At 67.8% G+C, this 20,685-nt stretch carries 18 protein-coding genes; 5 read left to right on the top strand and 13 right to left on the bottom strand.

The window, feature by feature from the left end; all coding sequences use genetic code 11:
- Positions 1 to 65 precede the first annotated feature (65 nt).
- Entirely contained in the window at positions 66 to 890 is an 825-nt protein-coding gene (gene aidB, locus IED13_RS08920) for an AidB family quorum-quenching N-acyl homoserine lactonase (RefSeq protein ID WP_191123954.1), read from the top strand.
- Here aidB and recN read toward each other — a convergent pair whose 3' ends face one another.
- The 8 genes from recN to IED13_RS08880 form a co-directional block, all read right to left on the bottom strand.
- Complete coding sequence (gene recN / locus IED13_RS08915; RefSeq protein WP_038358859.1) at positions 891 to 2,573, bottom strand: DNA repair protein RecN; 1,683 nt, start codon at positions 2,571 to 2,573, stop codon at positions 891 to 893. It lies immediately after the preceding gene.
- A 58-nt stretch (positions 2,574 to 2,631) separates the two neighbouring features.
- Complete coding sequence (locus IED13_RS08910; protein ID WP_051987492.1) at positions 2,632 to 3,495, bottom strand: outer membrane protein assembly factor BamD; 864 nt, start codon at positions 3,493 to 3,495, stop codon at positions 2,632 to 2,634.
- 290 nt (positions 3,496 to 3,785) lie between these two features.
- Positions 3,786 to 4,733 carry a UDP-3-O-acyl-N-acetylglucosamine deacetylase gene (lpxC, locus tag IED13_RS08905; RefSeq protein WP_038358860.1) on the bottom strand — a complete coding sequence of 316 codons (948 nt, stop codon included), beginning with the start codon at positions 4,731 to 4,733 and terminating at the stop codon, positions 3,786 to 3,788.
- 299 nt (positions 4,734 to 5,032) lie between these two features.
- Positions 5,033 to 6,721: a cell division protein FtsZ gene (gene ftsZ / locus IED13_RS08900; RefSeq protein ID WP_191123953.1), complete on the bottom strand. Its 1,689-nt coding sequence runs from the start codon at positions 6,719 to 6,721 to the stop codon at positions 5,033 to 5,035.
- Positions 6,722 to 6,884: 163 nt separating this feature from the next.
- Complete coding sequence (ftsA, locus tag IED13_RS08895; protein WP_038360020.1) at positions 6,885 to 8,180, bottom strand: cell division protein FtsA; 1,296 nt, start codon at positions 8,178 to 8,180, stop codon at positions 6,885 to 6,887.
- A 32-nt stretch (positions 8,181 to 8,212) separates the two neighbouring features.
- Complete coding sequence (locus IED13_RS08890) at positions 8,213 to 9,142, bottom strand: cell division protein FtsQ/DivIB (RefSeq protein ID WP_248311085.1); 930 nt, start codon at positions 9,140 to 9,142, stop codon at positions 8,213 to 8,215.
- A gap of 5 nt (positions 9,143 to 9,147) precedes the next feature.
- Positions 9,148 to 10,062 carry a D-alanine--D-alanine ligase gene (locus IED13_RS08885; protein WP_133563103.1) on the bottom strand — a complete coding sequence of 305 codons (915 nt, stop codon included), beginning with the start codon at positions 10,060 to 10,062 and terminating at the stop codon, positions 9,148 to 9,150.
- Between the two features lie 233 nt (positions 10,063 to 10,295).
- The gene (locus IED13_RS08880) at positions 10,296 to 10,757 is read right to left on the bottom strand and encodes a MarR family winged helix-turn-helix transcriptional regulator (RefSeq protein WP_133563101.1); all 462 of its coding nucleotides are present in this window, start codon (positions 10,755 to 10,757) and stop codon (positions 10,296 to 10,298) included.
- 151 nt (positions 10,758 to 10,908) lie between these two features.
- On the opposite strand from IED13_RS08880, the gene IED13_RS08875 reads away from it, so the two are divergent.
- On the top strand, positions 10,909 to 11,799 hold the full coding sequence (locus IED13_RS08875) for an EamA family transporter (RefSeq protein WP_191123952.1): 891 nt from the start codon (positions 10,909 to 10,911) through the stop codon (positions 11,797 to 11,799).
- On the opposite strand, the gene murB is transcribed toward IED13_RS08875, so the two are convergent.
- The 5 genes from murB to IED13_RS08850 form a co-directional block, all read right to left on the bottom strand.
- Positions 11,774 to 12,700, bottom strand: a complete 927-nt coding sequence (murB, locus tag IED13_RS08870; RefSeq protein WP_191123951.1) for a UDP-N-acetylmuramate dehydrogenase — start codon at positions 12,698 to 12,700, stop codon at positions 11,774 to 11,776. The genes IED13_RS08875 and murB overlap by 26 nt on opposite strands.
- Positions 12,701 to 12,738: 38 nt before the next feature.
- On the bottom strand, positions 12,739 to 14,145 hold the full coding sequence (gene murC / locus IED13_RS08865) for a UDP-N-acetylmuramate--L-alanine ligase (RefSeq protein ID WP_038358871.1): 1,407 nt from the start codon (positions 14,143 to 14,145) through the stop codon (positions 12,739 to 12,741).
- A gap of 16 nt (positions 14,146 to 14,161) precedes the next feature.
- Positions 14,162 to 15,265, bottom strand: a complete 1,104-nt coding sequence (murG, locus tag IED13_RS08860; RefSeq protein WP_191123950.1) for an undecaprenyldiphospho-muramoylpentapeptide beta-N-acetylglucosaminyltransferase — start codon at positions 15,263 to 15,265, stop codon at positions 14,162 to 14,164.
- Position 15,266: 1 nt separating this feature from the next.
- Positions 15,267 to 16,400: an FtsW/RodA/SpoVE family cell cycle protein gene (locus tag IED13_RS08855; protein WP_038358876.1), complete on the bottom strand. Its 1,134-nt coding sequence runs from the start codon at positions 16,398 to 16,400 to the stop codon at positions 15,267 to 15,269.
- 142 nt (positions 16,401 to 16,542) lie between these two features.
- Positions 16,543 to 17,166: a TetR/AcrR family transcriptional regulator gene (locus IED13_RS08850; protein WP_051987493.1), complete on the bottom strand. Its 624-nt coding sequence runs from the start codon at positions 17,164 to 17,166 to the stop codon at positions 16,543 to 16,545.
- A 201-nt stretch (positions 17,167 to 17,367) separates the two neighbouring features.
- Here IED13_RS08850 and IED13_RS08845 point away from each other — a divergent pair, with 201 nt between their 5' ends.
- From IED13_RS08845 to IED13_RS08835, 3 genes are read left to right on the top strand one after another with little or no spacing between them, the layout of a single operon-like run.
- Positions 17,368 to 17,826 (top strand): (2Fe-2S)-binding protein, encoded by a 459-nt coding sequence (locus IED13_RS08845; RefSeq protein WP_112764050.1) that lies wholly within the window; start codon positions 17,368 to 17,370, stop codon positions 17,824 to 17,826.
- Between the two features lie 3 nt (positions 17,827 to 17,829).
- Positions 17,830 to 20,010 carry a xanthine dehydrogenase family protein molybdopterin-binding subunit gene (locus tag IED13_RS08840; RefSeq protein ID WP_191123949.1) on the top strand — a complete coding sequence of 727 codons (2,181 nt, stop codon included), beginning with the start codon at positions 17,830 to 17,832 and terminating at the stop codon, positions 20,008 to 20,010.
- Positions 20,010 to 20,633 (top strand): Isoquinoline 1-oxidoreductase subunit, encoded by a 624-nt coding sequence (locus tag IED13_RS08835; protein WP_191123948.1) that lies wholly within the window; start codon positions 20,010 to 20,012, stop codon positions 20,631 to 20,633. The genes IED13_RS08840 and IED13_RS08835 overlap by 1 nt, the downstream gene beginning before the upstream one ends.
- Positions 20,634 to 20,685: the final 52 nt, after the last annotated feature.

The following is a 20,685-nucleotide window of genomic DNA, read 5'->3' as shown; positions in this document are numbered from 1 at the left end:
TGCCGGGCAACATTGCCGCCCCCCGGTGCCGGCGGCTAGGCCAGCATCGGACAGGAGACACTGCGATGAGTGCGCAAGCCCACCGTTTCGGCGGATACGACGTCATCACCTTGCTCGACGGCATTTTCGAAGCGCCGTCGGACGTCATGATCCATCAGGCCGGCGAGTCCGCCCGCAGCGAAGCCATCGCCCGCTTTGGCAAGCCCAAAATCAGCATCGACGTGAACTGCTTCGTGCTGCGCGGCAAGGACGGCATCGCCCTCGTCGACGCCGGCACCGGCTCCGCCTGGGGCCCGGCGCTCGGCCATGCGCGCGCCGCGCTGGTCGCCGCCGGCATCCAGCCGGAGGAGGTCGATCGCGTCCTGATCACCCATCTCCATGGCGACCATGCGCTTGGCCTGTTCGATGGCGAGCAGCCCTGGCTGCCACGAGCCGAAATCATCGTTCCGCAGGCCGATCTCGGCTATTACAGCGACGAAACGAAGCGGGCCGGCACGCCGGACAACAAGCGCGGCGCCTTCGACATCACCGCGACCTTGCAGCGCCTCTATGCCGGCCGCATCCGGCCGGCAGCGCCCGGCGAGGTCCTTCCCGGCATCGAGCTGATCGCGCTGCCTGGCCACAGCTTCGGGCATAGTGGCTACCTCATCGGCGATGAAGCGCGCGCCCTGCTGCTCTGGGGCGACGCGCTGCATCTGGCCGAGGAGCAGGCAGCCGATCCCGATCTCGGAATCGTCTATGATCTCGACGCGGCGCAGGCCGCCCGCTCGCGCCGCACGATTCTGGAGCGTGCTGCGGCGACCGGCTGGACCGTCTCGGGCGGGCATGTCACCGGCTTCCGGCAGGTCAGGCGGCAAGGAGCCGGCTTCAAGCTCGTAGCGGCCGGCTGATCAGCCGCGCAGGCCCGCCGCCTCGAGCAGGCGCCCTGCCGCAGCCCGCGCCTCCTCGGTGATCGAGGCGCCGGCGAGCATCCGGGCGATTTCCTCGCGCCGCGTCTGGTCGACGAGCGCGGTGACGCGGGTGACGGTGCGCGAAGCCTCGCCCTCCCCCGCCGATTTCGCGATCAGGAAATGCTGCCCGGCCTTGGCCGCGACCTGCGGCGCATGGGTCACCGAGATCACCTGGACCCGGTCGGCGAGCCGTGCCAGCCGCTCGCCGATGGCATCCGCCACCGCCCCGCCGACACCGGTGTCGATCTCGTCGAAGACGAGCGTCGGCGCCGAGCCGCGTTCCGCCAGCACCACCTTCAGCGCCAGCATGAAGCGCGAGAGCTCGCCGCCGGAGGCCACCTTCATCATCGGCCCCGGCCGCGTGCCCGGATTGGTCTCGACCCAGAACTCGACGCGGTCGAAACCCTCCGGTCCGCGCGCGCTCTCGTCACTCTCGATGCGGGTGATGAAGCGGGCGCGTTCCAGCTTGAGCGGCGGCAACTCCGCCTTCACCGCCGAATCGAGCCGCGCTGCAGCCGTCTTCCGGGCCTCCGACAGCGCCTTGGCCTGCTTGGTGAAACCGTCCTCCGCCTGCCTCACCTCCGCCTCGAGCCGGCCGAGCGAGGTTTCGCTCTCGTCCAGCGCCGCGAGGTCGCTCGCCATGGTCGCCGCAAGCACGGACAAGCCATCGACCGGCACATCATATTTGCGCCCGGCCGCCCGCAGCGCGAAGAGCCGTTCCTCGATGCGCTCCTGCTCGCGCGGATCGTATTCCGCCGCGCGCATCGCAGCCCCGAGCGCCTCGCCGGCCTCTTCCAGCGCGACGATGGCGGTATTGAGCGCGGCGAGCGAGGGATCGACCAGCTCCGGCGCCTGCCCGGCCCGGCGTTCGAGCCGGCGCAGCACCGCCGCGAGCATCGGCACGGGCGAGCCCTGGCCGCCGACCGCCTCATAGGCTTCGTTGAGATCGCGCGCGACCTTCTCGGCCTGCATCATCGTCTGGCGCGTGGCGGCGAGTTCGTCCTCCTCGCCGGGCTTCGGCGCAAGCTTGCCGAGCTCCTCGACCGCATGGCGCAGGAAATCGGCCTCCTTGCGCGCGGCCTCGACGCGCAGGCGCTGGGCCTGCAAGGCCTGCCGCGCCCGCTTCAGCGTTTCGCTGGCTTGGGCGACAGCCTGCGCCTGGCTTTCCAGCCCGCCGAAACCGTCGAGCAGCGCCCGGTGCTGGGCCGGGTCGGTCAGCGCGCGGTCGTCATGCTGGCCGTGGATCTCGACGATCGCCGCGCCGACCATGCGCAGGATCTGAACCGAAACCGGCTGGTCGTTGATGAAAGCGCGGGTGCGCCCATCGGCATATTGCACGCGCCGCAGGATCAGATCGCCGTCGGTATCGATCTCCTGCGCCTGCGCGAGCTTGCGCGCCTCATGGGCGAGCGGCAGGTCGAAGACGGCGCTGACCTGCCCTTGCGCCTCGCCATGGCGCACGAGCGATCCGTCGCCGCGCCCGCCGAGCGCCAGCGCGAAACCGTCGAGCAGGATCGACTTGCCCGCGCCGGTTTCGCCGGTGAGCACGCTCAGCCCGTCATGGAAGCTCAGATCGAGCCTGTCGATCAGGACGATGTCACGGATGGAGAGCTGCGCCAGCATCGGCGTTCAGCGCGCGTTTCGGAGCCGGCAGGGTCGCCTCTGGCTCATGCGAGCTCCGTCAGAGGGAACCCAGCCCGACGATGCCGCCTACAGCCTTCTGGAAGCCGTCGAAGGCGCGGCTGATATAGGAGCCACGGTCCTCGCGCGGTTCCAGGCCGCCGCTCTGCAGCAGCTTGTAGGCGTCCTTGTACCACGGGCTGTCCGGGAAGTTATGCCCGAGCACGGCGGCGGCGGTCTGCGCTTCGTTGGTGATGCCCAGCGCCATATAGGCCTCAGTCAGGCGCTCCAGCGCCTCTTCGACATGGCGGGTGGTCTGGTACTTGATGATGACCTCGCGGAAGCGGTTCACCGCTGCGGTGTAATTGCGCTTCTCGAGATAATAGCGGCCGACATTCATCTCCTTGCCGGCGAGCTGGTCGCGCGCCACCAGGAGCTTCTCCTTGGCGTCGAGCACGTATTCCGACTTGGGATAGCGGGCGACGAGCTCCTCGAAAGCCTGGATCGCCTGCCGTGTCCGCTCCTGATCGCGGGTCGTGTCCGGGATCTGGTTATAATAGGACATCGCCATCAGGTACTGGGCATAGGCCGCATCGGGGCTCGCCGGGTTCTGGGCGATGAAGCGCTTGGAAGCGGTGATCGTCTCTTCCCATTTCGAGGCCTGGAAATTGGTGTAGGCCGTCATCAGCAGGCCCTTGCGGGCGTAGGGCGAGAACGGCGCCGACTTGTCGATGTCCTCGAACTTCTTGGACGCGCCTTCGCTGTCGCCGTTCTGCAGGCGCGCCAGACCCTCATTGTAGAGCTTGTCGGCCGGCGTTGTGGGGGTCAGGTCGGGCTTGTAGACCTCGGGCCTGTCGAAGGGGTTGAGCGAGGACAGCGTATCGCAGCCGCCGAGCAGCATGGCAGCGCCGAGCGCCAGGGCCATGCCCTTGCGCGGAGATACGCCGCGATGGATTGCCGGTAGGCTTTGCCGCGTCACGCTCACGTCGTCTTCCTCTTTCGATCGTCCCCGCCTGCGGGAAGCATGCCTTACCTCAGACGCCTCCCGCGCGCCACTGCCGAAAGCCGGTTAAGGCTCGATTCCGCAGCACTGCGGCATCTCGGACAAAAAGCGGGCGAAGGAAAGGCGAAACGACGCTGATCGACGCGACCAAGGCATTTCTTCGACAGAAAAACGCTACCGCTTTTCGGCGAAGCGCTCCGGCTCGCGTGATTTCAGTGGAGATCGGGCGCGTAGGCGGCCGGAGCAACCGCCGACATCTGCACGGCGCGGGCCGGCGCGAAGACCGGCTGGGATTCGACGATCGCGAAATTCGCGCGGTCGGCGAAAAGCGCCTCGAGGATGCGGACATTCATCCGGTGACCGCCGCAATAGGAGCGGAACTCGCCGATGATCGGATAGCCCGCCAGCGCCAGATCGCCGATGGCGTCGAGCACCTTGTGGCGCACGAACTCGTCGCCATAGCGCAGCCCCTCGGGATTGATGACCTTGTCGTCGCCGATCGCGACCGTGTTGTCGAGCGAGGCGCCGAGCGCGAAGCCGGCCTTCCAGAGCTGCTCGACATCACGCATGAAGCCGAAGGTGCGCGCCTTGGAGATCTCGCTGGCATAGGCCTTGGCGTCGAGATCGAAGATCTTGCGCTGGCGGCCGATCACGGCGGTATCGAAATCGATCTCGACATCGAGGCGGAAGCCCTGCTCGGCCGGCATCAGCTCGGCGAAGGCACGGCCCTGCTCGATCCGAACCGGCTGGAGAACCTTGAGGTAGCGGCGCGGCGCAGCGAGGGTCACGAGGCCGGTGGCCTCGATCGCGGCGACGAACTCCCTGGCGCTGCCGTCCATGATCGGCATCTCCGGCCCGTCGATCTCGACCAGCACGTTGTCGACGCCGAGGCCCGCGCAGGCCGACATCAGATGCTCGATCGTCGAGACCGAGGCCGGGCCGCGGTCGCCGATCACGGTGCAGAGCTCGGTGGCGCTGACCTTGGTGTGCTTGGCGTGGATGAGCTGGGGCGGCATGCCCTCGATGCCCGTCCGCAGGAAGACGACGCCGGAATTCGCGCTGGAGGGCTTGAGGCAGATGCTCGCGGGAGCGCCGGAATGCACGCCGATCCCGCTCAGGGTCACCGCAGCCCGCAAAGTCGTCTGCCGATCGAAGTTCATTCCGGTATCCAATCCTGATCGCTACGACCGATGTCCGCTGCCCATGCAGCGATCGCCGGCGGCGACATTCCCGAAGTCGGCATCGAGCCGGCTACCGGTAGGCCAATCTCTTGGTGCGGCCGCAACATAAGCCTTAGAGGCGGCCTCTCAAAATCACGCTTTCTTTCGCTGTGTTACAGCCGGAAAGCTTTGAGGGCGGAACAATAACAGACTGAAAGATAACGATTTTTTAACAGCGAAAATCCCGCCGCGCAGCCTGCGCGACGGGATTGGTTACAAGGCCGCGACGGGCCGGGAGATCAGTTCGCCTGGCGGCGCAGGAAAGCCGGAATCTCCAGCTGGTCTTCTTCGCTGTTGCGAGTCGGCGCGGCACGGCCATGCGGATCGAGCTGGCCCTGGGCCGGGCGCGAGGCCGGCGGCGCCGGGCGACGCATATACTCGGCATGGGCAGCGCTCGGCGCGGCCGCCTGCGGCATGGCCGGGGCCTGGCGCGCCGGAACAGGCGCCGGCGCGGCGTGCTGCTCCTCCTCGTCCTTGCGGCCGAAACCGACCGAGGCAAGGCGCTGCATCAGCGACATGCGCTTCTGCTCGACGGCGCTCGGCGCCTGCGGCACGGGCTGCGCGCCGCGCTGGGCGTGGAGCTGGGCCTGGCCCGGAGCCGGCAGATCCTCGATCCGCGGCATGCGGGTCGGGCGCACCGCGCGCTCCGGCGCCGGCGGAATGAAGCTCTCGTCGAAATGCAGGCTCGGCTCGGCCGGGGCGTGCGGCTCGGGCGCCGGAGCAGCGACCATCATCGCACGCGGCTGCATCGGCTCGATGCGGATGTCCTGCGTGACCTGCGCGGCGGGAACCGGCTCGGCGAGCGGAGCGGCACGAGCCGTCTCGATCACCGGCGCGGGCTGCTGGGTGGGACGGGGCGCCTGCGTCGCGGCATTGCTGCGCAGGCGGGCCTCCTGCTTCAGGCGCTCGGCCACCTGGGCAATGCGGGCTTCGGTCTCGTCGGACTCGCCGACATGCGAGAGCGGCTTGTCGATGCCGGTCGCGACGACCGAGACGCGCACCGTGCCCTCGAGCGATTCGTCGAAGGTGGCGCCGACGATGATGTTGGCCTCGGAATCGACCTCCTCGCGGATGCGGGTGGCAGCCTCGTCGACCTCGTACAGCTTCATGTCGCGCCCGCCGGTGATCGAGATCAGCAGGCCGCGCGCACCCTTCATCGAGATGTCGTCGAGCAGCGGGTTGTTGATCGCGGCCTGGGCTGCGGTCAGCGCGCGCTTCTCGCCCTGCGCCTCGCCGGTGCCCATCATCGCCTTGCCCATGCCGCGCATCACTGCGCGCACGTCGGCGAAGTCGAGGTTGATGAGGCCGGGACGGACCATCAGGTCGGTGATGCAGGCGACGCCCGAATAGAGCACCTGGTCGGCCATGCCGAAGGCGTCGGCGAAGCCGGTCGTCTCGTTGGCGACGCGGAACAGGTTCTGGTTCGGGATGACGATCAGCGTATCGACCGCCTCGTTGAGCTCGGAGATGCCGGCTTCCGCCATGCGCATGCGGCGCTGGCCCTCGAACTGGAAGGGCTTGGTGACGACGCCGACGGTCAGGATCCCCATGTCGCGGGCGACGCGGGCGATGGCCGGGGCAGCGCCCGTGCCGGTGCCGCCGCCCATGCCGGCGGTGATGAAGACCATATGTGCGCCCGCCAGGTGATCGCGAATCTCGTCGATGACTTCCTCGGCCGCGGCCCGCCCGACTTCCGGCTGCGAGCCGGCGCCGAGGCCCTCGGTGACCTGGAGGCCCATCTGGATGATGCGCGAGGAGCGCGAGAGCGCCAGCGCCTGCGCGTCCGTGTTGGCGCAGACGAAGTCGACGCCGTCGAGACCGGCCTCGATCATGTTGTTGACCGCATTGCCGCCCGCACCACCGACACCGAAGACCGTGATCCGGGGCTTGAGTTCCCGGATGTCCGGGGCTTGCAGATTCATCGCCATGATTGCCTCTTTTGATCCCTTTGACCGGCGCCTGGCGGGAGCCGTCGATTGCTACGTTTGACGCCGTGCCCGCTGACGCGGGCGGTACTCACTCAATTCTGGAACTTGGCCGGTCTTGCAGTAGTGATCCGGGAAAACCCGTTTCCGCTTTTCCGCGCCAAGTTCAGAAACTGTCCTTCAGCCACCGCCCGACGCGCGAGAAATAGCCGTCCGTCCCGGTCGCGAAATAGCGCCCGCCGGCGGCGCGTGGTTCGAAATGCTCGACATGCGCGACCTGCGGATAGACCAGCAGGCCGACCGCCGCCGCAAAGGCCGGCCCCTTGCCGGCTTCGGGCAATCCCTTGATGCCGAGCGGGCGACCGGTGCGAACTTGGCCCCCGAGAATGCGCCGCGCCACCTCGGGCAGGCCGGTGAGCTGGCAGGCTCCGCCGGTCAGCACGACGCGGCGCCCGGCCTGGGCCGAGAAGCCGGCATTGTTCAGCCGATCGCGGACCAGTTCGAGAATCTCCTCGACCCGCGGCTTGATGATGCGCACCAGGTGCGACTTGGCGAGATGGTTCGGCATGTCGCGCTCGTCGTCGTCGACCTGCGGCACCGCGATCATGTCGCGTTCGTCGGAGGCGCTGGCGATGCAGGAGCCGTGCAGCGTCTTCAGCCGCTCGGCCGCCGAGACACGGGTGGAGAGCCCGCGCGCCACGTCCATGGTGATATGGTTGCCGCCGACCGCGATGGCGTCGGCATGCATCAGATGGCCGCCGGCGAAGACGCCGAGGCTCGTCGAGCCGCCGCCGAGATCGACGACGACCACGCCCATCTCCGCCTCGTCATCGACCAGGACCGAAAGGCCGGAGGCATAGGGCGTCGCGACGACCGCCTCGACCTCGAGATGGCAGCGCTCGACCGCCAGCATGACGTTGCGCGCAGCCGCCGCCTCGCTGGCGACGACATGCATGTCGACGGAGAGCTTGCCGCCGATCAGCCCGCGCGGATCGAGCACGCCCGGCACGCCGTCGAGCGCATAGCCGGTCGGCAGGGCATGGAGCACAGCCTTGCCGGGGCGGATCGCATGGGTCGCGGCGGTGGCGAGGACGCGCTTGACGTCGGCATCTCCGACCGAGCCGGAGCGCAGATCGACGCCGGCCGCATAGTGCTGCGAGCCGATGCGCCCGCCGGTCAGATTGACGATGACCGACTGCACCTCGACCTTGGCCATGCGCTCGGCCGCATCGACGGCGGCGCGGATGGCGCGCTCGGCACTTTCGAGATCGATGATCGCGCCGCCTTTGAGGCCGAGCGAGCGCTGATGGCCGATGCCGATGATACGCGCGACATGGGTGCGCCCGCGCAGCCGCTCATTGGCCTCGGCCGGGTTCAGCTCGGCGATCAGGCAGACGACCTTGCTCGTGCCGATATCGAGGATCGACAGCGTCGCACTCTTGCGCGCCGAGAGCGGACGCATGCGCGGGGTCAGGCCTTGGGAGGTGAAGTGGTTCACGCCTCCCCTCCCTTCTTCTTGGTCTTGGCGCGGTTCTTCAGCATCTCGGCACGGGCGGCGGCAGCCTCCTCGGAGAGCCGCATCACCACACGGTCCGGCTGGCGCAGGTCGATGGCGAGGACGTCCTTGTCGAGGATGCGGTCGTTGCTCTCCAGCGAAGCGAGCCGCCCGATCGCGGCCTCCGGCTTCGCCTCGGGCAAGCGCACATCCATGCCGTTATCGAGCTTGAGGTCCCAGCGACGGTCGGACACCAGCATGCCGGCGCGGATATGCTCCGCCAGCGGACCGGCCTCCTTGCGCAGCGCCAGATATTCGCTCGCGCGGATATTGGCATTCTTGCCCACGACCAGCGGCAGGAAGGCGAAGCGGCCATCATCCATCTTGTCGATCACCGTGCCATCAGCCGCGATCACGAAAAGCTCGCCCTTGACCTGCCAGAGCGCATAGGGCTCGCGCTCGGTCAGCGAGATCGAGATCTCGCCCGGATAGAGCTTGCGCACCTGCGCCTCGCGGATCAGCGGGTTGGCCTCGAGCTGCCGGCGCGCCTCGTCGGCGTCGAAGAACATCAGCGAGGTCTTCGAATCGATGCCGGCGGCAACGAGCACCTCCTGCTCCGACAGCCCCCAGAGGCCCGAGATCGTGACGCGGTCGATGCCGAAGCCGAGCATGCGCGCGATCATGTGCTGCGGCGCGCCATTGGCGTCCTGCATCGCCTGATACTGGCCACCGATGACGAAACCGCTGCCGAGGCTGAGCGCGAGGTAGCCGAGCGCGAGCCAGGAGCCGATGCCGCGCGGGATGCGCTCGGCCAGGGGCGTGGCCGAGCGGCGCGGGCGCCGCATCCAGCGTCCCTGTCGCTCACTGCCGATCAGCAGTTGCGGGCCGGTAGCCGCGACCGGCTGGCGCGAGGAGGTTTTCGCCGTCATCGCTTTCACCGATCGAGGGAGGCGTCCTGCACCATCCATTTGACGAGCTCACCGAAATTCAGGCCCGCATGGGCAGCCAGTTCGGGCACCAGGCTGGTCTCGGTCATCCCGGGCTGCGTATTGACTTCCAGCCAGACGAGCGTGTCGCTCTCGTCGTCGTAGCGGAAATCAGATCGGCTGACGCCCCGGCATCCGATTGCTTGATGCGCCGTTAACGCACACTCTTCGATCTGCTGGTAAATTTTCGGTAAAATTTGAGCCGGACAGATGTGGATCGAGCCACCTTTTGCGTACTTCGCGTCATAGTCGTAGAATTCACCAGTTGCGGCTTGTATTTCGGTCACACCCAGCGACCGGCCGCCCATCACGGCGCAGGTCAGCTCGCGCCCGGCGATGAAGGTCTCCGCCAGCAGCATCTCGCCGCAAGGCCAGTCCGGCCGGGCGATCTCCTGCGGCGGGTGCTCCCGCCCCTTCTTGACGATCACGACGCCGACGGAGGAGCCCTCGTCGACCGGCTTCAGCACATAGGGCGGCGGCAGGACATGGCTCTTCGCGGCCGCGAATCGCGAGACGTTGACGCCATGCGCGACCGGGACGCCAGCCGCCTTCACCACTGTCTTCGCCCGGTCCTTGCGGATCGCCAGCGCCGAGGCCAGCACGCCGGAATGGGTATAGGGAATGCGCAGGATCTCGAGCACGCCCTGTATCGTACCGTCCTCGCCGAAGCGGCCATGCAGGGCATTGAAGGCGACATCCGGCTTCAGCTTCGCCAGCACCTCGGCGATATCGCGCTGCACGTCGACGCGGGTGACGCGATAGCCCTGCCCTTCGAGGGCGCGGGCGCAGGCCGCACCGCTGTTGAGGCTGACCTCCCGCTCGACGGACCATCCCCCCATCAGCACTGCAACATGTTCGATCATCGGAGCCCCGCGCCGCTGCGTTGGGTCCAACCTCGTTAAACTTGGTTAACAGCTCGTTAACCAAGACGAACGCGGCGTTAAGGGGCGGCATCGGCGTTTTGGAGCAAGACCCTGCGGAACCCATTCGCGGCGGGATCGAGCACATGTGTTTTCAATGAAACGCGGGTCATCCCGGCTGGAGCGAAGCGAAGCCCCGGGATGACGGCAGTGCTTCTTCTGAGAATCAGCAGCCGCTAGCCGATCTTCGCGAGCAGCCGCCTCAGCTCCGCCCGCTCCTCCTCTGAAAGCGCGCTGACCAATCGTTCCTCGGTCGCGACATGGCTGACGACGATTCGCTCCGCCAGCGCGAAGCCGGCCTCGGTCAGCACGACGCGCAGCGCCCGCCGATCCTCCGGGTCCGCGAGCCGGTCGATCAGCCCCCGCTTCTGCAACCGATCGAGACGGTTCGTCATCGCAGAGGTCGAGATCATCATGTCCTGGGCGAGCTCGGACGGCGACAGGGCCTGCCCCTTCCCCTGCCGGCGCAGGGTCAGCAGCACGTCGAAACCAGCAAGATCGAGATCATCGGCCGCGAGATTGGCAGCAACCCCATCGCGCACCCGGTCCGCAGCACGCCACAGGTCGCCGCAAACAGCCATGACGCTCGTGTCGAGGTCAGGCCGCTCGCGCCGCCACTGTGCGAGGATCGAATCCATCGCACCACCCTGAGGCCCGGGTCGATCCCGCTCCATCTTCGCTCCTTGCAAATATTTTCACGTGATATATTTTGATATCGAAATATATCACGTCGAACAAAGATAGCGTCGGCGCATGCGGAAGCCAAGCTCTGCGGCACCGGAGGTCGCCATGTCGCTCAACCTGAACAGAACCCTGCTGACCACCATTCTCGTGCCTTGCCTCTGGGGTTCGACCTATATCGTCTTCACCCAGACGCTTCCGGTCGATCACCCACTGCTTGTCGGCGCGTTGCGGGCGCTGCCGGCCGGCCTGCTGCTGATGGCCCTCGGCCCCGGCCTGCCGCCACGCGACAAGCTGTTGCCGCTGTCCGCTCTGGGTCTCGCGAATATCGGCATCTTCTTCGCACTGCTTTTCGTCAGCGCCGCGCGCCTCCCCGGAGGGCTCGCCGCGACGGTCGGGTCGACGCAGCCGCTGATCGTCGGCCTGCTGGCCTGGCCCCTGCTCGGCCGGCGCCCAGGCCGCGGGCAGATCCTCGCAGCGCTCGCCGGCCTCATCGGTGTCGCCTTGCTGGTGCTCGATCCGCAAGCGAAGCTGGATGCCGTCGGCATCGTCGCCGGCCTCGCCAGCGCCGCTTCCATGGCGACGGGAACGGTCCTGATCGAGCGCTGGGGCAAGATGGGCTCGCCCCTGGCGCTGGCAGCCTGGCAACTCACCCTGGGCGGGCTGATCCTGCTGCCGGTGGCGCTGTTGGTCGAAGGGCTGCCGCCAACACCGACGATCCTGAACGGAATCGGCCTCGGCTATCTTGTGCTCGTCGGCACGGCCCTCGCCTATTGGCTCTGGGTCAGGGGCATCACCACGCTCGGCGCCAGCGTCGCCTTCCTCGGCCTGCTCAGCCCGACGGTCGCGACCATTCTCGGCGCCGTCCTGCTCGGGCAGTGGCTGGGAGGTGTCCAGCTCCTCGGCATCGCGGTCATCCTGGGCTCGACGATCACGGGCATGCTGCTCTCGCGCCGGGCCGCGGCAGCGGCTGCTAGGCCGCAACCCCGATCCGCTTGATCTCCCACTGCAGCTCGAAGCCGGAATTCTCCTTCACCCGGCGGCGTACCTCCTCGCCGAGCCCTTCGACATCGGCCGCCGTCGCGCCGCCGGTGTTGATCAGGAAATTGCAGTGCATCTCCGACACCTGCGCCCCGCCGATACGCAGGCCGCGGCAGCCGGCGGCGTCGATGAGCTGCCAGGCCTTGCCGCCTTCCGGGTTCTTGAAGGTCGAGCCCCCGGTGCGCTCCTTGATCGGCTGCGCCGCCTCGCGCGCCTGCGTCACCCGGTCCATCTCGGCCTGAATCGCAGCCTGCTCGCCCGGCCGCCCCTGGAACAGAGCGGAGGTGAAGATGATCTCGCGGGTCGCCTCCGCGCTGTTGCGATAGGTGAAGCCCATCTGCGCATGGCTGAGCTTCACGAGCTCGCCCTTGCGGGTGACGCCGCGCGCCTCGACCAGCACATCGGTGGTCTCGCCGCCATGGGCACCGGCATTCATCCGCAGCGCCCCGCCGATCGAGCCGGGGATGCCGCGAAAGAAGGCGAGGCCGTCGAGCGAAGCGTCGGCCGCCGCGCGGGCCACCTTGACGTCCGGCACCGCCGTCCCGGCCCGGAGCCGATCGCCCGGTTCGACAGCGATTTCGGTGAAACCCTTGCCCCCAAGCCGGATGACGAGACCGGGAATCCCGCCGTCGCGTACGATCAGGTTGGAGCCGAGCCCGATCACCGTCACCGAGATATCCGCCGGCAGCTTCGAGAGCAGATAGGCGAGATCGTCTTCGTCGGCCGGCGTGAACAGGAGCTGCGCCGCCCCCCCGACCCGAAACCAGGTCAGGGCGGAGAGATCCTGATTCGGCAGGAGCCGGCCCCGCAGATCGGGAGCCGCGGCACGGATGTCGGAGGAGAGGTCTGCGAAGGGCATGGCGTCGCTTTAGCCTGTCGGGGCTCTGCCGAAAAGGCTCAGCCCTTCAGCGCCGCCAGCTCTCCCGGCAGCGCATAGGCCCATTGCGTGATGTTGCCGGCGCCGAGGCAGACGACGTAGTCGCCCGGCCCCGCCAGCTCCGCCACCATCCCGGCGAGCTTGTCCGAGGACTCTAGCGGCAACGCGTGGCGGTGGCCGCGCGCCTTGATGCCGGCGACCAGCGAATCGCGGTCGGCGCCTGCGATCGGCGCTTCGCCCGCCGCATAGGTGTCGGCCACGATCACCGTGTCGGCATCGTTGAAGCAGGCGGCGAAATCGTCGAACAGGCTCGACAGGCGCGTATAGCGATGCGGCTGCACGATCGCGATCACCTTGTTCTTGGTCGAGGCGCGGGCGGCCTTGAGCACGGCGGCGATCTCGACCGGATGGTGGCCGTAATCGTCGAAGATCAGCGCGCCGTTCCATTCGCCGGTCTTGGTGAAGCGACGCTTGACGCCGCCGAAGCCAGCCAGCGCCTCGCGGATGCGCTGGACCGGGATACCCAGATCATAGGCGACCGCGATCGCGGCGGTGGCGTTCAGCGCGTTGTGATGGCCGGGCATCGGCATCACGAGGTCGCGGATGACCTCGTCCCGACCGGTCTTGCGGTCGCGGATCAGCAGTGTGAACTTCGCCTGCCCGCCCGAGAGATCGATGTCGATCAGCCGGAAATCGGCCTGCGGGTTCTCGCCATAGGTGACGACGCGGCGATCTGTGATCTGGCCGACGAGCCCCTGCACAGTGGGATGGTCGATGCACATCACCGCGAAGCCGTAGAAGGGCAGGTTCTCGACGAAGGAGCGGAAGGCCGCCTTGATCGCGTCGAAGGTGCCGAAATGGTCGAGATGCTCGGGATCGATATTGGTGACGATCGCGACGTCGGCCGGCAGCTTCAGGAAGGTGCCGTCGGACTCGTCGGCCTCGACCACCATCCAGTCGCTCTCGCCCATCCGGGCATTGGTGCCATAGGCGTTGATGATGCCGCCATTGATCACGGTCGGGTCGAGCCCGCCCTTCTCGAGCAGCGTCGCGACCAGCGAGGTCGTGGTCGTCTTGCCATGGGTGCCGGCGATGGCGACACAGCTCTTGAGCCGCATCAGCTCGGCCAGCATCTCGGCCCGGCGCACCACCGGCAGGCGATTCTCGCGCGCGGCCAGAAGCTCCGGATTGTCGCGCTTGATCGCGGTCGAAACGACGACGACCTCGGCCTCGCCCAAATTCTCGGCCTTGTGGCCGACGAAGGTGGTGATGCCCTTCTCGGCGAGGCGCTTGACATTGGCGCCGTCGGAGGCGTCCGAGCCCTGCACCTTGTAGCCGAGATTATGCAGCACCTCGGCGATGCCGGACATGCCGATGCCACCGATGCCGATGAAATGGATGGAGCCGAGCTTCGGCGGCAGCTTCATGGTCCTGCGTGTCCTGTCAGTTCTGTAAGTTGGCCGTCGCGATCACGAGATCGGCAAGGCGGTCGGCGGCATCGGGAATGCCCGCGCTCTTCGCGTTTGCCGCCATGGTCGTCAAGTGCGCCGGCTGGGCGATGAGCTGCGAAAGCTCGCTGGCGAGCCGCCGCGGGGTGAATTCCGGCTGCAGGATCCGCAGCGCCCCACCCACCTTCTCGAGGAAAGCCGCGTTCGCCGCCTGGTCCTGGTCGAGCGAGCCTGGCAGCGGCACGAGGATGCCCGGCCGGCCGATCACCGTGAGTTCCGCCACGGTCGAGGCGCCGCCGCGGGCGATCACGAGCTGCGCCGCCGCCATCTGGGCCGGCATATCCTTGATGAAGGGCATGACCGTCGCGCGAATCCCGAGCTTCTCGTAGATGCCGCGCACGCGCTCGTCGTCTTCCGCCCGCGCCTGCTGGACGATCGTGAGGCGCGCCCGCTCGGCATCGGTCAGAAGCTGGATCGCGGGCGGCACGATATCGGCCATCACCCGCGCGCCCTGGCTGCCGCCGAAGACCAAGAGCCGGATCTTGCCCTCGCCCGGCCAGTCATAGTCGCGATCCGCCACTTCAAGCACCGCCGGCCGCACCGGGTTGCCGACATGGCGGCATTTCGCCTTGAGCGCCTCTGCGATGCCGCCCACCTCGGCGAAGCCGGTCGCGATGGCGGTGGCCCGCCCTGCCAGGAAGCGGTTGGCGCGGCCCATCACGGCGTTCTGCTCGTGGATCACGGTGCGCACGCCCGCAAGTGAAGCGCCGAGCACGGGCGGCACGGTCGGATAGCCGCCGAAGCCGACCACCACGTCCGGCTTGAGCTTGCGGATGATCCCGCGCGCCGCGAGCGTGCCTCTGGCGAGCTTCACCAGCGCAGTGGCCATCTTGAGCGGCGAGCGGCCCGAAGGCGTCGCCGCCGGCACCGCATGGACGGCTTCGGCCGGGAAGCTGCCGGCGTATTCGGCCGCGCGCGTATCCGTCATCAGCACGACGCGCATGCCCTTGGCGTGGAGCGCATGGCTCAGCGCCTCGGCCGGGAAGAGATGGCCGCCCGTTCCCCCGGCGGCCAGCACGATGAGCTTGCCGGTCGCCATCTCAGCCCCTGTACGAACCGAGCTCGGCCGAGCGCGGCCGGCGCCGCGTCAGCGCGAGCAGGAAGCCGGTACCGACGGCGAGCGAAAGCAGCGACGAGCCGCCATAGGAGATGAAGGGCAGCGTCATGCCCTTGGCCGGCATCATGTGCAGGTTGACCATCATGTTGATCGCCGCCTGGATGCCGAAGAGCAGCGCGAGCCCGGTCACGGCGAGCCGCGTGAACGGATCCTCCGATTTCTGCGCCACGAACAGCGAGCGGATCACGATGATCGCGAACAGCAGCACCAGGATCATGCAGACGATCACGCCGAATTCCTCGGCCGTGACGGCGAAGATGAAGTCCGTATGCGCGTCGGGCAGGATGCGCTTCACCGTGCCCTCGCCCGGCCCCTTCCCGAGCCAGCCGCCCTGCGCGAAGCTTTCAAGCGCGGTGTCGACCTGGAACGAGTCGCCCGAGCCCTTGTCCATGAAGCGCTCGATGCGGGCGCGAACGTGGGGAACGAGCTCATAGGCGATGAAGATGCCGGTGGCACCGATACCCCCTAACCCGATCACCCAGAACCAGTGCAGGCCGGCGACGAAGAACAGCCCGGCCCAGACCAGGCTGATCAGCATGGTCTGGCCGAAATCCGGTTGCAGCACCAATGGCGCGATCGAGATCGGCAGGATGAGCATGGCGAGGATCGTGCCCGGCAGGTCCGGCCGGCGCGTTCCCTCGGCGAAGGCCCAGGCGGCGATCACGACGAAGGCCGGCTTCAGGAATTCGGAGGGCTGCACGGAGCCCAGGAGGCCGAGCGTCAGCCAGCGCTTCGCGCCCTTGACCTCGACGCCGAAATAGAGCGTCGCCACCACCATGGCGAGCGAGCCGACATAGAGGATCAGCGCCGCGCGGCGCACCTGCCGGGGCGTCATGAAGGAGACGCTGAGGAAGATCACGATCGCGCCGGCGAGATAGGCCGCCTGCCGATTGACGAAATGGAAGGTCGACAGGCCCAGCCGCTCGGCGACCGGCGGCCCGCCGGCCATCAGCAGCACGACGCCCGACACCATCAGTGCGATGAGTGCGGCAAGGATCAGGCGGTCGATCGACCACCACCAGCGACCGCTGAGGGAAGGTTCGGCGCGGGAGACCATGGCGGGCATTCCATCGACAAGTTCTGCGCGGCCTGACCGCGCCTCGTGGCGAATCACTCTGTCAATGAATGGTTAACCGATTGATTCCGATGCGCCTCATTGCGCGGTTGCACGCCCGCGATCGGCGGGTTGTCCACGGTCGTCAGCGGGACGAGACCGCCGCCGCGAAGATGCGGGCGATGCCGGCAAGCCGCTCCGCATAGGCTTCGCAGCTCGGTGGCGTGCCCGTCTTGGCGCCGGTTGCGGCGAACATCATCCCGGCGATCCACTCATCGACCGATATCGAAGCGCGCGCCATCGCGATCTCGCCTCGGGCTTCCGCTTTCTGAAGCAGCAGGCGCGCGCATCGGGCGAAGATTTGCTCGAAGGCCTGCAACTCGCGCGTCGCGATCGTATTCATCACCGCCTTGAGCTCGACGAGATGCTCGCCTGTGCCAAAGCTCGCATAGGTCTGCCCGTGATGGGCCTGGAGCAAGGCGGCGAGCCGCTCCGGAAACGGCCCGGGCATCGCGACGACCTCACGGCAACGTGCCTCGACGCGGCGGCCGATCAGGTTCAGCATCGCCCGGAAGACGTCGTCCTTGCCCTTGAAATGCAGATAGAGCGTCGCCTTGGCGAGCCCGGCTTCCCTGGCGATGTCGTCCATCGAGCTGCGCTTGTAGCCATAGCGGGCGAACAGCCGCAGCGCCGCATCGGCGATCTGGTCGACGCGGGCCTTCGCATCCTCGAGAGGGAGAGCGCTGGAACTTTCGCTTCTGTCCGACATTTGCAGCTTCAGCAGTCTTGACAAAATCCAAACTGCGCGCGACCATCCTAGTTAGACTCAAAACGTCTAATTAGTCCAGTCGCGCGACCCAGGGCTACGGATACATCGCCCGCATCTGATATGTCAGATCGGGCTATCGAGGGCGAGCCCTCGATCCGCACCATGGTGCCGCGCTGCGTCATGCCAGCATCGGAGGCAACCATGGTCTCTCTCAAGGTCAACGGGACGACGCATACCGTCGACGTCGACGACGACACGCCCTTGCTCTGGGCGATCCGCGACAATATCGGCCTGACCGGCACCAAGTTCGGCTGCGGCGTCGCGCAATGCGGCGCCTGCACCGTCTTCATCGACGGGCAGCCCCTGCGCTCCTGCGTCACGCCGGTCTCGGCGGTCGGCACGAGCGAGATCACCACCATCGAAGGCCTCGCCGGCAAGGAGGCGGACGCCGTCCAGGCCGCCTGGACCAACCGCGACGTGCCGCAATGCGGCTATTGCCAGTCCGGCCAGGTGATGAGCGCGATCGCTCTGCTCAAGGAAAACAAGAAGCCGACCGATCGCGACATCGACCTCGCGATGAACGGCAATCTCTGTCGTTGCGCAACTTACGTCCGCATCCGCGCCGCGATCCATGACGCGGCCCGCGCGCTGGAGATCTGAGCCATGACCGCACATGATCCCAAGCTCTCCCGCCGCTCACTGCTGGCCGGCGCCGGCGCCCTCGTCATCGGCTTCCACCTGCCGCGCGCCGCGAAGGCCCAGTCCGGCGCCGGCGCGGCCTATCGGCCGGGCGGCAACGCCACCTTCGCCCCGAACGCCTTCATCCGCGTCGCGCCCGACTCGACCGTGACCGTGCTGATCAAGCATATCGAGTTCGGCCAGGGTCCCTTCACCGGTCTCGCCACGCTCGCAGCCGAGGAGATGGACGCCGCCTGGAGCCAGATGCGCGCCGAGCACGCCCCGGCCGACGTCAAGCTCTATGCCAATCTCGCCTTCGGGGTGCAGGGCACCGGCGGCTCGACCGCCATCGCCAATAGCTGGGAGCAGATGCGCAAGGCCGGCGCCGCCGCCCGCATGATGCTGGTGCAGGCCGCTGCCGATGCCTGGAAGGTTCCCGCCGGCGAGATCACCGTCTCCGACGGTGTCATCAGCCACACTTCCGGCCGCAAGGGCTCGTTCGGGGAGTTCGCGGAAGCGGCCTCGAAACTGCCCGTGCCCGAAAACCCGCCGCTGAAGCCGGCCTCGGCCTACAAGCTGATCGGCAAGGAAGGCGCCGTGAAGCGCCTCGACAGCGCCGACAAGTCGCGCGGCAAGGCGCAGTTCACCATCGATATCCACGCGCCGAACATGCTGACCGTCGTCGTCGCCCGCTCACCGCGCTTCGGCGGCAAGGTCGCGAGCTTCGATGCGGCCGAGGCGCTCAAGGTCAAGGGCGTCGTCGATGTGAAATCGATCGGCTACGGCGTCGCGGTCTATGCCAATGGCATGTGGCCGGCCCTGAAGGGTCGCGAGGCGCTGAAAGTCACCTGGGACGACAGCGCCGCCGAAAAACGCGGCAGCCCCGAGCTGATCGCCGAGTACCGCAAGCTCGTCCGCCAGCCCGGCACGGTCGCCGGCAGCCATGGCGACGCCGAGGCCGCGCTGGGCAAGGCCGATAAGGTCATCGAGGCGGAGTTCGTCTTCCCCTATCTGGCACATGCGCCGATGGAGCCGCTCGACGGCTATCTCGAATGGGATGGCGAAAAGGCGCATGCCCGTTTCGGCAGCCAGTTCCAGACCACCGAGCACCAGACCATCGCCGCCGTCCTCGGCCTGCCGCCGGAGAAGGTGACGCTCGAGACCATGCTCGCCGGCGGCAGCTTCGGCCGGCGCGCGCAGGTCAGCCAGCATCTCGCGGCCGAACTCGCCACCGTCGCCAAGACGATCGGCCCGAATCGCCCGGTCAAGGTGGTCTGGACGCGTGAGGACGACCTGACCGGCGGCTATTACCGCCCGCTCTTCGTCCATCGCTTCCGGGGCGCGGTGAAGGACGGCAAGATCGCGGCATGGTCTAGCACGCTCGTCGGCCAGTCCTTCTTCCTCGGCACGCCCTTCGAGGCGATGGTCGTCAAGAACGGCATCGACGCGACCTCCGTCGAGGGCGCCAATGAGATCTTCTACGAGGTGCCGGATTTCCGTTGCGAGGTGCATAATCCCAAGGTCGGCGTGCCGACTTTGTGGTGGCGCTCCGTCGGCCATACCCATACCGGCTATGCCGTCGAATGCTTCGTCGACGAATTGCTGCAAGCCGCCGGGCAGGACCCGGTGCAGGGCCGGCTCGCCATGATGGGCGACAGGCATCCGCGCGCCGCCGGCGTGCTCAAGGCCGTCGCCGATCTGGCGGGCTGGAAGGGAGGCGCGCCGGTGGACGGACGCGCCCGCGGCGTCGCCGTCGTCGAGAGCTTCGGTTCTTTCGTGGCCCAGATCGCCGAGGTCTCGATGGGGCCGGAGGGAGAGCCGAAGGTCCACAAGGTCTGGTGCGCGGTGGATTGCGGCGTCGCCGTCAATCCTGACATCATCCGTGCCCAGGTCGAAGGCGGCATCGGCTTCGGCCTCGGCCATGCCCTCTACGGCCAGATCACCCTCGATGGCGGCCGGCCGGTCCAGACCAACTTCCACGAATACCGCTCGCTGCGCATCAACGAGATGCCGGAGGTCGAGGTCAGGATCATCGCCTCGACCGAGAAGCCGAGCGGCATCGGCGAGCCCGGCGTCCCGCCGATCGGCCCCGCCGTCGCCAATGCGCTCGCTGCGCTCGGTCACGGCCGGCCGCGCCAGTTGCCGATGCAGGGAGGCAGCGTCTGATGGGCCGCAACCTCCTCCTCGCCACCGCCGCGGCACTTGCGGTCTGCGTCACCGGCAGCGCGCTGACGCTGGCGCAGAACAGCCCTCAGCCCGGCGGCGCGAGCTTGCGCCCGGCTGCGAGCTTCGCCTCGATCGCCAACCAGCGCGACCGCTCGGTCGCGCTCTTCAACGAGATGGGCAAGGTCCTCCAGAACCCGCGCTGCATGAACTGCCATCCGGCGACGGAGCGGCCCCGCCAGGGCGATATCCGCAAGCTGCATGAGCCGCTCGTCGTACGCGGCAAGGACGGGCACGGCGCGCCCGGCCTGCAATGTTCGACCTGCCACGGCAAGGAGAACTACGATCCCGCCCGGATCCCCGGCGACGGGCATTGGGCGCTGGCCCCCGCCTCCATGGCCTGGGAAGGCAAGAGCCTCGCCCAGATCTGCGAGCAGTTGAAGGACCAGAACCGCAATGGCAGCCGCGACCTCACTGCGCTGGTCAAGCATGTCACCACCGACACGCTCGTGCTCTGGGGCTGGAACCCCGGCAAGGGGCGCACGCCCGCTCCGGGTACGGCAGCCGAGTTCGGAGCGCTGATGCAGGCCTGGGCCGATAGCGGAGCGGCGTGCCCGGCATCGTGAGAGCGTCGTCCGAGCAGGTTTGAACATCCGGGCCGTCATCCCGGACGCAGCG

It is taken from the genome of Allobosea spartocytisi (genome assembly GCF_014764685.1).
Taxonomy (GTDB): Bacteria; Pseudomonadota; Alphaproteobacteria; order Rhizobiales; family Beijerinckiaceae; genus Allobosea; species Allobosea spartocytisi.
Note: the sequence above shows the minus strand (reverse complement) of the source record. Positions and strands in the feature narration are given on the sequence as shown.